We start from the raw sequence: 13,494 nt of genomic DNA on the forward strand, positions 1-13,494 counted from the left end.
GGTTGCCCCATTCGGAAATCTACGGATCATAAAATATGTGCTTCTCCCCGTAGCTTATCGCAGCTTATCGCGTCCTTCTTCGCCTCTGAAAGCCTAGGCATCCTCCATACGCCCTTATTTAGCTTATTGTACTTTTTGCTGTAGTATCTCTACTACAACGAGCTCTTTATAATTCTTGTTCTTATAAAAATATTTTGTTAGATATTATCTAACTCTCTATCTTGATTCTTTACGATATCATTTTACCAATATGTCAATGAACTTGTGGCGAGTCGCCACTGACAAGTATTTAAACTTCGTGGACAACTTAATGCCGTTGTGGAGAATATCGGAGTCGAACCGATGACCTCTTGCGTGCAAGGCAAGCGCTCTAGCCAGCTGAGCTAATCCCCCATTTTCTTCAGTAGTCAGCTATCAGTTAACAGTTATCAGTTAATTGATGACCTATACGTCAACTTGGGATACCCAACTTCTAAAATTTCCTTTAACTAAGTCTTAAAATTGTAGTCTCGGGCAGACTCGAACTGCCGACCTCTACATTATCAGTGTAGCGCTCTAACCAGCTGAGCTACGAGACTATAAGATCTTAGTCTAATTTCTTTAAAATTAACAGCAAAGAGTAAAATATACCTCTATTGTAACTCACCATCTTTCTCTAGAAAGGAGGTGTTCCAGCCGCACCTTCCGGTACGGCTACCTTGTTACGACTTAGCCCTAGTTACCAGTTTTACCCTAGGCAGCTCCTTGCGGTAACCGACTTCAGGCACCCCCAGCTTCCATGGCTTGACGGGCGGTGTGTACAAGGCCCGGGAACGTATTCACCGGATCATGGCTGATATCCGATTACTAGCGATTCCAGCTTCACGGAGTCGAGTTGCAGACTCCGATCCGAACTGTGATATGGTTTATAGATTCGCTCCAACTCGCGTTGTGGCTGCTCATTGTCCATACCATTGTAGCACGTGTGTAGCCCAGGACGTAAGGGCCGTGATGATTTGACGTCATCCCCACCTTCCTCACGGTTTGCACCGGCAGTCTCGCTAGAGTCCTCAGCATTACCTGCTAGCAACTAACGATAGGGGTTGCGCTCGTTATAGGACTTAACCTGACACCTCACGGCACGAGCTGACGACAACCATGCAGCACCTTGTAAAGTGTCCGAAGAAAAAGGTATCTCTACCCCTGTCACTCTACATTTAAGCCCTGGTAAGGTTCCTCGCGTATCATCGAATTAAACCACATGCTCCACCGCTTGTGCGGGCCCCCGTCAATTCCTTTGAGTTTCAATCTTGCGATCGTACTCCCCAGGTGGGACACTTATCACTTTCGCTTAGTCACTGAGATAAATCCCAACAACTAGTGTCCATCGTTTACGGCGTGGACTACCAGGGTATCTAATCCTGTTCGCTCCCCACGCTTTCGTCCATGAGCGTCAGTATATACGTAGTAGACTGCCTTCGCAATCGGTATTCTAAGTAATATCTATGCATTTCACCGCTACACTACTTATTCTATCTACTTCCGTATAACTCAAGTCAACCAGTATCAAAGGCAGTTCCATAGTTAAGCTATGGGATTTCACCTCTGACTTAATTGACCGCCTGCGGACCCTTTAAACCCAATGATTCCGGATAACGCTTGCACCCTCCGTATTACCGCGGCTGCTGGCACGGAGTTAGCCGGTGCTTATTCTTACAGTACCGTCAGTTAGTTACACGTAACTAAGTTTCTTCCTGTATAAAAGCAGTTTACAACCCATAGGGCAGTCTTCCTGCACGCGGCATGGCTGGTTCAGAGTTGCCTCCATTGACCAATATTCCTCACTGCTGCCTCCCGTAGGAGTCTGGTCCGTGTCTCAGTACCAGTGTGGGGGATAATCCTCTCAGACCCCCTACCTATCGTCGCCATGGTAAGCCGTTACCTTACCATCTAGCTAATAGGACGCATAGTCATCTTGTACCGATAAATCTTTAATTAAAAAATGATGCCATTTCTCAACATTATGGAGTATTAATCTTCATTTCTAAAGGCTATCCTCCTGTACAAGGCAGATTCTATACGCGTTACGCACCCGTTCGCCGGTCGTCAGCAAAAAAGCAAGCTTTTCCCTGTTACCCCTCGACTTGCATGTGTTAAGCCTGCCGCTAGCGTTCATCCTGAGCCAGGATCAAACTCTTCATTGTATAATCTTTAATATTATAAATGTTAAGTTCCAAAAGAATTTCTAACTTCGTAAAGTTATGGTTATTCTACTCTTTGTTTTACGCTGTCAATTTCAATATTTTCAATGAACTTGGTAGATCTCTAACGATAAGCGTTAACTCATCTTTTCAATCCAACCTTTTGTAGAAATACTAGACTCGAACTAGTGACTTACTGTCTTCCAAAATTTCTGTGATCGTGTCGCTCTGTGAAAGCGGATGCAAAACTACAAACTCTTTTTAATCTGACAAAACTTTTTTTGAAGTTTTTTTTCGTTTGCTTGCTACACTATTTTAATGAACTGTTTCCCTAAAAATCGGACTGCAAAGATACTCACTTTATTTCTTATTAAACAAGAAAAATTTAAACTATTTTTTAACCTTTTCTTTAAATATCTTAAACCCTATTTTAATGAACTCTCGCTAACTTCTTAGCTTACCGCTTTTCCGTTTGCGGGTGCAAATATAGATACCTTTTTCCATTCAACAAGCATCTTTTTTACCTTTTTTTGAAACTATTTTTTAATACTTTAAAACCTAATTAGTTACACGCAAAAGTTTTTTACAACACACCCCTATCCTACCTTCCTTTATTATACTTATTAATATTTTAGTACTTCTAAAATGGAAGTACATATAGCTGATATAGCACTTAGTTATAAACTCTAGTAATGAGTCTGCCCCCCTCTATTTGTTTACTTTTTCTTTCGCTCTCGCTTCTTTCGCATCTTTGCAAACATCTCCTTATACTCGGATACGTCAACATATCCCCTACTTTTCGATACAATAACTAAATAATTCTTGCGTAATTTAGGCTCTTGGTACTCTAACTTATCTTCTATATATGCTCGCTGTATTATATCTTCTACTAAATAATCCTCATTAGTACTTTACTAACTAAGTTTAGTTCAAGTTAATTATTTACTAGTAACTATATATGTCAATTCTCCTAACATGAGCTTTTAAATAATAAATAACAACATAATGAACTTACTCGTTTCTTCTTCTAAAGAATCCAATAAGTCAATTTTTCTTTTTTTTTCTGAACTTAAAATAATTCAACATATTTCTGACCGAAGGAATACCTTAATAAAAAAGCCTCCCAATTTGGGAGGCTTTTTTATTTTATATTTTTTTCTTAAGATGGTTCTTCACCATCTAAAAGTGGTACGTTTTGAGGTACGAAATCTTTTCCGTGAACATACTCACCATTTTCATCTGTTTTACTGTAATCATAAGCCCATCTATGAACTTCAGGAATTGCTCCTGGCCAGTTTCCATGTATATGTTCAACTGGAGTAGTCCACTCTAATGTATTTGCATTCCATGGGTTTTGCGTAGCTTTTTGACCTCTGTACATAGAGATAAAGAAGTTTGCAATAAAGATTAACTGAGCTGCTCCACCAATAATAGCCATGATAGTCATGAATACATTAATATCTGCTAAGTCATCAAACATTGGGAAGTTAGTGTTTGTATAATAACGACGTGGTAAACCAGCTAACCCTATAAAGTGCATTGGGAAAAATACTCCGTAAGCACTGATTATTGTTAACCAGAAGTGCCAGTATCCTAATGTCTTATTCATCATTCTACCATACATCTTAGGGAACCAGTGATAAACACCTGCAAACATTCCTAATAAGGCAGACACACCCATTACTAAGTGGAAGTGAGCTACTACGAAATATGTATCGTGAACATTGATATCTAATGCAGAATCTCCTAATACTAATCCAGTTAAACCTCCAGTTACGAACGTAGAAACTAATCCGATAGAAAACATCATTGCAGGGTTTAACTGTAAGTTACCTTTCCATAAGGTGGTTACGTAGTTAAATGCTTTTACAGCTGATGGGATAGCAATTAATACTGTTGTAAAAGTAAATACTGAACCTAAGAATGGATTCATTCCTGACACGAACATGTGGTGACCCCATACAATCGTAGATAAGAATGCAATTGCCATAATAGATCCAACCATTGCGCGATAACCAAAGATTGGTTTACGTGCATTTGTTGAAATTACTTCTGAACTAATACCTAATGCTGGTAATAAGATTATATATACCTCTGGGTGTCCTAAGAACCAGAATAAGTGTTCGAATAATACTGGTGATCCTCCTTGGTAATGTAATACTTCACCAGAAATAAAGATATCTGATAAGTAGAAAGAAGTACCAAAGCTTCTATCGAAGATTAATAATAATGCTGCCGATAATAATACTGGGAATGAAATTACACCAATAATTGCTGTAATAAAGAATGCCCACATTGTTAATGGCAATCTTGTCATCTTTAATCCTTTTGTACGTAAGTTTAAAACTGTTACGATATAGTTTAACGACCCGATTAATGAAGAAGCAATAAAAATTGCCATAGACACTAACCATAATGTCATACCTGTACCTGAACCTGGAATTGCTTGTGGTAATGCAGATAATGGAGGGTAAATTGTCCATCCTGCTGATGCTGGTCCTGCCTCTACGAATAATGAAATAATCATTATTACTGATGATAAGAAGAATAACCAGTAAGATACCATGTTTAAGAATCCAGAAGCCATATCACGAGCTCCAATTTGTAACGGAATTAATAGGTTAGAGAATGTACCACTTAAACCTGCCGTTAGTACAAAGAATACCATAATTGTACCGTGTATTGTTACTAACGCTAAGTACATATCTGGATTCATAATTCCATCAGTTTGGTGGTTTCCTAAGAATGCTTCAACAATTGAAAACGATGTATCTGGCCATGCAATTTGTAAACGAAATAACATAGACATGAAACCTCCTATGATACCCATAAATATACCTGTAACAAGGAACTGTTTCGAGATCATTTTATGATCTTGACTAAAAATGTATTTAGTTACAAATGTTTCTTTGTGATGATGATCTGACATAATCTATATCTTTATATACTTTTTAAAAATATCTTATTTAATTGCTTGAGCTAATGTTTTTTGTTCTGATAACCACTTGTTGTATTCTTCTTCTTCAACAACAGTAATTTTCATTTGCATATTGTAGTGAGATGCTCCACAAATTTTATTACATAAAAGTAAGTAATCAAACTCATATGGATCTTCTCCTTTAGCTCTTCTAATTTTGTTAATTCCTTCTGTTTTTGCAATTACCTCAGAGTTCTGACGCATTTCTGCTGTAGTATACTTTGGCGTAAATGCGAATTGAGTAACCATACCTGGAACACAGTTCATTTGTGCTCTAAAGTGAGGCATGTATGCAGAGTGTAATACATCTTGTGAACGGAACTTGAATAATACTTTTTTACCTTTTGGTAAATATAATTCAGTTACTTGCTTATCATCTTGTGCACTTGGATCAGACATATCAACACCCATAGTGTTAATTCCCTTAATAAAGTTTACATTTCCTAAACCTAATTGGTTGTCTTCACCTGCATAACGTGCATCCCAACGGAACTGTTGAGAGTATACTTCAATTACGATTGGGTTTTCGTCATCTCCAACATACATAATGTTGTTCCATGCCCATAAACCATATCCAATTAACAATACTATTGTTACAGCTGGAATAGTTGTCCAAATTAATTCTAATTTATGGCTATCAGCATAAAATAATGCTTTGTTGTTCTTATTTCCTCTATACTTGTAAGTAAAGAAGAAAATTAAAAACTGCATTCCGAATTGAACGATTCCTATTAACCAAAAAGTAATATTGAAAAGGTTATCATCATGCTCTCCTTCAAAAGAAGCAGCTTCTGGTAACATGATTACGTTCATGGCAATTAAGCAGTAAATCATCATTGCATAAAGGAATGCTAAGAAACCTAAAGCGTATTTACCTTGTTTTTCGTTGTCTTTATCTGTAGCAATTACAGAACGGAAATTCATTATACGAGTAATTTGCCAAAAACTTACTCCAATTGCAACTGCTATGAAAATATAAAATAAAGCGAGCATATTATCTAAACTATTTGTTTATTAATTCTTTTTATTAATGATGATTACTATCTTCTCCTGTGTGTTCGATATTATAGTAATGATATGTTTCACTCTCGTGTAAATATGGGTTACCTTTTGGTACTGGATTTGCTTTTGCAAATGCACTAAAAGTAGCGAAGATAAATAATCCTGTAAAGAATAATAATCCACTAATTTCACCAATTCCGAATCCCCATTGACCACCAACGGTTCCTGGCATAATCATAACAAATAAATCGATATAATGACCTGCTAAGATTACAACACCACCTAAGATTACAAACCAAGGTCTGCTCTTAAAATCACTGTTGATTAATAATAATACTGGGAAAATAAAATTCATTACAACCATTGCTAAGAATGGTACTTTATATTCGTTAAAACGTAATAAGAAATAAGTGGTTTCTTCTGGCATATCTGCATACCATATTAACATGAACTGTGCGAACCATAAGTATGTCCAGAATACAGAAAAACCAAACATAAACTTAGCTAAATCATGAATATGACTATCATTTACTAATGGTAATACTCCCTTAGAACGTAGGTAAATTGTTACCATTGCTATTACTGTTAATGCAGATACTAAGAAGGTAGCTAATACGTACCATCCAAATAATGTAGAGAACCAGTGTGGGTCTATTGCCATAATCCAGTCCCAAGAAGCCATACTTTCAGTAAGCATAAAGAATACTAAAAAGATAACTGTTGCATTATAGTTTTTCTTATGTTGTTTTAAGTCTCCATTATCTTGTGCTAAAGACCACTTTCTAATAAGGAAACGATAAACATTCCAACCTGTTAAATATATAATACTTCTAATTAACCAGCCTGGAGTATTTAACCACCATTTCTTACCATCTACAATAGCATCGTAGTTTGGACTTGTTGGATCAGTTACTCCCTCTCCCATCCAAGTAAATAAGTGGTTCATGTGCATTGCCGTTACTATTAAGAATACTAACATTACTAAACTCACATAGTGTAAGTTTGAAGAAATAGCTTCCATTACTCTATGTAATACTACCGACCATCCTGCTTGTGCAACTATTTGTGATCCATAAAAAGCTAATACTAATAATGTGATACCTAATGAGAATAATAAAGCAACGTACAATGCAGACCAAGGTCTATTTTGCATTTGGTGTAAAGCGTGTTCTGCATGAGCATCTCCATGATCTTCACCATGGGCAGCTACTTCAGCGTGAGCTTCAGTTGTTGTTTCATGCGCTTCATCTGTTGCAGTTTCTGTATGAGCATCATCCGCTACGTGTACAGCAGAACTATCTTGCGCTTGTGTGTTTTCTGTAGCTTCTCCTGAGTCTTCTTGCTCAGCATTATGTGCTACTTCTTCAGTATGTGTAGCAGTACTATCTGCAACATGCGTTTCAGTTGTTGTATCTTCTTCGTGATTTTCAACTTCAACATGCTTTTCAACTTTAGCTTCATCTGCATGCTCCTCCTCATTATGAGTAGTAGCTGCTTCATGACCACCTCCATGGTGTGCATCTTGTTTTGCTAAAATTTCTTTTGCTTCTTCTAATGTTTTAGGTGCTGAAAAGAAACTATAACCTGTTCCTAAAAGTCCTACAGCCATTAAAACAATAGCAAGCATTTTTAATTTTCCTGAAAACTGGTACATATCTTAACTATCTATTATAGACTTATTTTAATTCGCTTCTTAATTTTTCTACGTATTGTACAACTTGCCAACGCTCATTGTATCTTAACTGTGATGCATGAGATCCCATTAAGTTTTTACCATACATAATTACATGATAAATATTACCAGGGTTTAATTCTCTATCTGCATAATTTGGAATACCGTTAAATTTATCTCTTTGAGATAATACTCCGTTACCATCACCTTTTGTTCCGTGACAAGAAGCACAGTATATACCGTATAACTCTTTACCTTTTTCTAAGTTAGCCTCAGTTGTTGGTAATGGGTTTTTTAATTCAGCTTTTGCTTTTTCATATCCTTCATTTGTATCAGGAATATCATAAGCTACAACTCCGTTTCTACTTACAGTACCTGCCACAGGTAATTTATTTACCATCTCCTTATTTAATCCTTCTGCTCCATTGGCATCATAAGGTACAGATACATACATATCTGGCATATATTGTACTTGTGGTTTACGTTTATCGTTACAAGAACTTAAGCTTGTTGCTACTACAGCTAAAGCGATAATTATTTTTAAACTCTTCATATCTCTTTATTAGTGCGTTTCTACTACGTTGATTTCTACAGCTCCTGTTGTTTCTAACAATGACACTAACTCTTCTTCACTTCCTTCAACAGGAATCTCCATTAAAAAGTGATCATCTGTAGTTCTTGGATCAGGATTTTCAGCTTCTTTAAATGGCCAAATTTTACTTCTCATATAAAAAGTAATTACCATTAAGTGTGCTGCAAAAAACACTGTTAATTCAAATAAAATTGGAACGAAAGCTGGCATGTTTGTTGCCCAAGAAAAGTTTGGCTTTCCTCCAATATCTTGAGGCCAATCAGCAATCATAGTATACCATGTTAACCAAACTGCTACCGATAAACCTGTAATACCATATAAAAAAGCAGTAATTGCTAAACGTGTTGGTGCTAAGCCCATTGCTTTGTCTAATCCGTGAACTGGGAATGGACAAAATACTTCTTCAATGTGATGATTCTCTGCTTTTACCTTCTTAACGGCATCCATTAAGATATCATCATCATTATATAATGCGTGAATTACTTTATTAGTGCTCATTGTTCTCTTCTCTTGATTTTTTAAAATTCTCACCTGATGATTTCAAAATAGTCTTAATCTCTGCTGTAGGTATTACTGGGAAAGTTCTTGCATATAATAAGAATAATACAAAGAAGAACCCAATAGTTCCTATGAAGATACCTACGTCTACAAACGTTGGCTCAAAACGCCACCAAGTAGATGGTAATTGTCCTTTACTTAATACAATTGCGATAATATCAAAACGCTCAAACCACATACCGATATTAATTACAATCGAGATAATAAAAGACCAGATAAAACTTCTTCTGATTTTTTTAATCCATAATAACTGTGGTGTGAAAATGTTACAAATTAATAACGACCAGAATGCCCATCCATAAGCCCCTGCTTCTGCACCAAACGATAAGTATGTGTAGTTTTCATAAGGAGATCCTGTATACCATGCAATGAAGAATTCTGTTGCATAAGCTACTGCTACGATACCTCCTGTTAAAATGATTACGATGTTCATATACTCAACGTGTAAACGTGTAATATATGCTTCCATATTTGTAACCTTACGCATAATACCTAATAAGGTTTGTACCATTGCAAATCCTGAGAAAATTGCCCCTGCTACGAAATAAGGAGGGAAAATTGTTGAGTGCCATCCTGGGTTGATAGAAGTTGCGAAGTCCATCGATACAATTGTGTGTACTGAAAGTACTAATGGCGTTGCTAAACCTGCTAACACTAATGACACTTCTTCAAAACGTTGCCAGTCTTTTGCTCTACCTGACCATCCGAAAGATAATAATGCATAAATTTTCTTTTGGAAAGGTTTTACAGCTCTATCACGAATCGTTGCAAAATCAGGTAATAAACCAGTCCACCAGAAAACTAATGATACCGATAAATACGTAGAAATTGCGAATACATCCCATAATAATGGTGAGTTAAAGTTAACCCATAATGATCCGAATTGGTTAGGAATTGGTAATACCCAGTATCCGTTCCATGGACGTCCCATGTGGATAATTGGGAACAATCCTGCTTGGAATACCGCAAAAATTGTCATCGCTTCTGCAGAACGGTTAATTGCCATTCTCCATTTTTGACGGAATAATAATAATACAGCAGAGATAAGTGTACCGGCGTGACCAATACCTACCCACCATACGAAGTTGGTAATATCCCATGCCCAACCGATGTTTTTACTTAATCCCCAAACACCAATACCTGTTCCTACGGTGTAGAAGATACATCCAAATCCCCATAACATTGCTGCTAAGGAGATATAGAATGCTATATACCAATTTTTGTTTGCTTTCCCTTCAATAGGTCTAGCAATATCTTCAGTAATATCATGGTAACTCTTGTCACCAAGTATTAAAGGTTCTCTATAAGATGATTCGTAATGAGACGACATAAATCTATATACTTATTAATTTTACTATTAAGCTTCGTTTGTATTTCTTACTTTCACTTGATACACTACGTTTGGTTTTGTACCAATATAATCTAACACGTGGAAAGCTCTTTTATCTTCTTTTAACGCTGTAACTGTATCTTCTGAGTTGTTTATATCTCCAAATACCATAGCTCCAGTTGAACAAGCAGATGAACATGCTGTTTCAAACTCATCTTTGTTAACAGCTCTACCTTCTTTCTTAGCTTTTAAGATAGTAGCTTGCGTCATTTGGATACACATAGAACATTTTTCCATAACTCCACGAGAACGAACTACTACGTCTGGGTTTAACACCATTTTTCCGTACTCATTGTTCATGTTGAAGTCAAACTCATTGTTTTCAGCATAGTTAAACCAGTTGAAACGACGAACTCTATATGGACAGTTGTTTGCACAGTAACGAGTACCTACACAACGGTTATATGCCATTTGGTTTTGACCCTGACGACCGTGTGATGTTGCTGCTACCGGACATACTGTTTCACATGGTGCGTGATTACAGTGCTGACACATCATAGGTTGGAAAGCAACCTGTGGGTTTTCTGCTGGATTTTCTAAAGCATCAAATAAATCTCCTTTGCTTAACTCTAATACTTTTTCAGTATAACGTCTTTCAACTTCTTGGTTTGCTATGTTTGGATTTTGAGCTTTAAACTCTTCCAACGTCATTTTAGCATCGTGTTGCTTATCTTCTACAGTAGAAGAATAGTAACGATCAATACGTAACCAAGCCATATCTCTACCAACTCTCATTTCATCTTTACCAACAACCGGAACGTTGTTTTCTGCGTGACATGCAATAACACATGCTCCACAACCTGTACAAGATGTTAAATCGATAGATAAGTTAAAGTGGTGTCCTAAACTTCTATCATGCTCATCCCATAAGTCGATTTTACTTCCTTCAACTTCTTGATGATCATAAGAAACCATAAATGGTTTATTCCAAGTATGCTTAGGATCTAATTTTTTATCGTTTACTTCTTTTAATGAAGCTTCTCTTAAGATATCGTGACGACCAGCTAAAGTACTTTGTACTTGCATACAAGCAAACTTGTGCCACCCTGAAGCTTTTTCTATAGAAACATTGTATTGTACATTGTTTCCGTTTTGGTAGAAAGGATATGCATTAATACCTACTTGCATTTCTGACTTTAATCCTTGAGTTCTACCGTAACCTAACGCTAAACCAACTGATCCTTTTGCTTGACCTGGTTGGATAATAACTGGAATTTTGTTTATTGTAACTCCATTAACTGTTACGTTAGCATAGTTACCATCAATAGCGCCATTATCTTTTACTGGATTTTCAAAACCTAATTCTTTAGCATCTGCCATAGAAACGGTTAAGTAGTTATCCCAAGAAGCACGTGTAATTGGATCTGGTAATTCTTGTAACCATGGGTTATTTGCTTGTTTACCGTCTCCTAAAGCTGTTGATGAATATAAGTTTAATTCGAATCCTGAAGCATTATTAGCATTTCTTACTAATTGTACTGCTGCTGCATTTACATCTGCTGTAGATTCAAAAGCTATTTCTTCTTCTACAATAACATTTTCAGTTTTGAAGAATCCATCATGTAATGCTTGATTCCATGAAGCCCCTCCTAATACATTAGTGCTCCAAAATTCTTTTAAAGTGTCATAATAGTTTACTGTACTTCCTGACCACTTTAATAATACATCTTGTACTTGACGTGTATTAAACAATGGTTGAATAGTTGGTTGCATTAAACCATAAACACCTTGTTTAGCCATAACATCTCCCCAACTTTCTAAGTTGTGAGGTGCTGGCAATGTATATTGTGTAGCATTAGCTGTAGCGTCATCTTGAGTAGATAAGGCAACAGATAATTTTAAGCTCTTAATTCCTTCTGCTAAATCAGCTGCATTTGACAATGAGTATAAAGGATTTACATTATAAGTAATTAATCCTTTTACTTTACCTCCTTTAATGTCTGCTACTAATTGAGCAACTTGAGTATCGTTACCTTGGCGTTTTAAGTTCACTGCCTTAGTATCGATTACTTCACTATTTAATGCTTTGTTAATTGCTAAAGCAATTAATTGAGCATTTTTATCATTTAAACCTGTAACAACAACTCCTTTTGAACCTGCTTTTTTAAGGTCTTTAGCTAATTGCTTTACCTCTGTATCAAAAGCTGTTGCTTTTGAAGGAAGACTACCTCCTGTTACTTGGTTGTATAAGTTTATTAAAGCAAAAACCTGTTCAGATGGTTTAGCAACTATTCTTTTATCAGCATTTGCTCCTGCTAAAGACATGTTACTTTCTATTTGAACATGGTAAGACATTTTACCAGTTTTAACTCTACGACCATCAGCATAAGATTTTTCATATCCACCTTGCCAATCTCCCAAGAAATCTGCTCCAATAGATGCGATTACTTCTGCCTTGCTAAAATCGTAATCTGGTAATGCTCTTTTACCATACATAGCTTCAAAAGCATCCGCAGCTGCACTATCAGAAATTGCATCATACACCACATGCTTCACATTTGGATAAGCAGTAATAAAGTCAGCGATTACTTTTTCAGTAGAAGGACTCGCTAAAGTACCTGTTAAAAACACAACTGGTTCGTTAGCGTCTTTTAACTCGTTTAACTTAGCAATAATTTCTTTATCTGCATCTGCCCAAGAAATTTGAGTTTCACCTTTTCTAGGTTCTTTTAAACGTAATTTCTCATCGTATAATGATAAAACTGATGCTTGAGTACGTGCGCTAGTTACACCTCCTGCCTCTTTGTTTGGCATGATTTGAATTGGACGCCCTTCGCGTGTTTTTACTAATACGTTTGCGAAATCAAAACCATCTGCAATTGTAGTTGCGTACCAATCAGCAACACCTACTACGATATCATTTGGTTGCACTACATAAGGAATTGATTTTCTTACTGGACCTTCACAAGCTGCTAAAGAAGCTGCTGCTGTGGTAAATCCAACATATTTCAAGAAATCTCTACGTGAAGTTGATGATGTCTCTAAGGTTTCTTTGTCGCCTAAAAATTCATCTGTAGGAATATCTTGTACAAACTCATTATTACGTAGCGTTTCAACAACAGAACTACCTTTTAGTTCTTCAACACTTTGCCAGTATTTTTTGTTTGAAGCCATTTATATATG

General features: G+C 36.4%; 7 protein-coding genes, 2 tRNA genes and 2 rRNA genes (1 of these 11 cut by a window edge). All 11 read right to left on the reverse strand.

Annotation, left to right across the window (positions count from 1 at the left end):
- A 23S ribosomal RNA gene (locus VCM48_RS08440) occupies positions 1-129 on the reverse strand; it reaches 2,744 nt to the left of the window's first position.
- 190 nt (positions 130-319) lie between these two features.
- A tRNA-Ala gene (locus VCM48_RS08445) sits at positions 320-393 on the reverse strand.
- Between the two features lie 111 nt (positions 394-504).
- Positions 505-578 (reverse strand) — tRNA-Ile (locus VCM48_RS08450).
- An 81-nt stretch (positions 579-659) separates the two neighbouring features.
- Positions 660-2,183, reverse strand: a 16S ribosomal RNA gene (locus VCM48_RS08455).
- Together the 16S and 23S rRNA genes with 2 tRNA genes alongside form the textbook arrangement of a ribosomal RNA operon.
- A 1,156-nt stretch (positions 2,184-3,339) precedes the next feature.
- Entirely contained in the window at positions 3,340-5,109 is a 1,770-nt protein-coding gene (locus VCM48_RS08460; protein ID WP_099215214.1) for a cytochrome c oxidase subunit I, read from the reverse strand.
- Between the two features lie 33 nt (positions 5,110-5,142).
- Complete coding sequence (locus VCM48_RS08465) at positions 5,143-6,150, reverse strand: cytochrome c oxidase subunit II (RefSeq protein ID WP_274638584.1); 1,008 nt, start codon at positions 6,148-6,150, stop codon at positions 5,143-5,145.
- 34 nt (positions 6,151-6,184) lie between these two features.
- Positions 6,185-7,813 (reverse strand): quinol:cytochrome C oxidoreductase, encoded by a 1,629-nt coding sequence (locus VCM48_RS08470; RefSeq protein ID WP_274638585.1) that lies wholly within the window; start codon positions 7,811-7,813, stop codon positions 6,185-6,187.
- A 22-nt stretch (positions 7,814-7,835) separates the two neighbouring features.
- A complete protein-coding gene (locus tag VCM48_RS08475) occupies positions 7,836-8,384 on the reverse strand; it encodes a c-type cytochrome (RefSeq protein WP_274638586.1) in 549 nt (182 codons plus the stop codon).
- A 9-nt stretch (positions 8,385-8,393) separates the two neighbouring features.
- Positions 8,394-8,921: a DUF3341 domain-containing protein gene (locus tag VCM48_RS08480; RefSeq protein ID WP_274638587.1), complete on the reverse strand. Its 528-nt coding sequence runs from the start codon at positions 8,919-8,921 to the stop codon at positions 8,394-8,396.
- Positions 8,911-10,311: an NrfD/PsrC family molybdoenzyme membrane anchor subunit gene (nrfD, locus tag VCM48_RS08485; RefSeq protein WP_028891351.1), complete on the reverse strand. Its 1,401-nt coding sequence runs from the start codon at positions 10,309-10,311 to the stop codon at positions 8,911-8,913. Before nrfD ends, VCM48_RS08480 begins: the two co-directional genes overlap by 11 nt.
- A 27-nt stretch (positions 10,312-10,338) precedes the next feature.
- Entirely contained in the window at positions 10,339-13,485 is a 3,147-nt protein-coding gene (locus VCM48_RS08490; protein WP_482270231.1) for a TAT-variant-translocated molybdopterin oxidoreductase, read from the reverse strand.
- Positions 13,486-13,494 lie beyond the last annotated feature (9 nt).

The sequence above is a fragment of the Tenacibaculum sp. DPLXC6 genome (assembly GCF_056815515.1).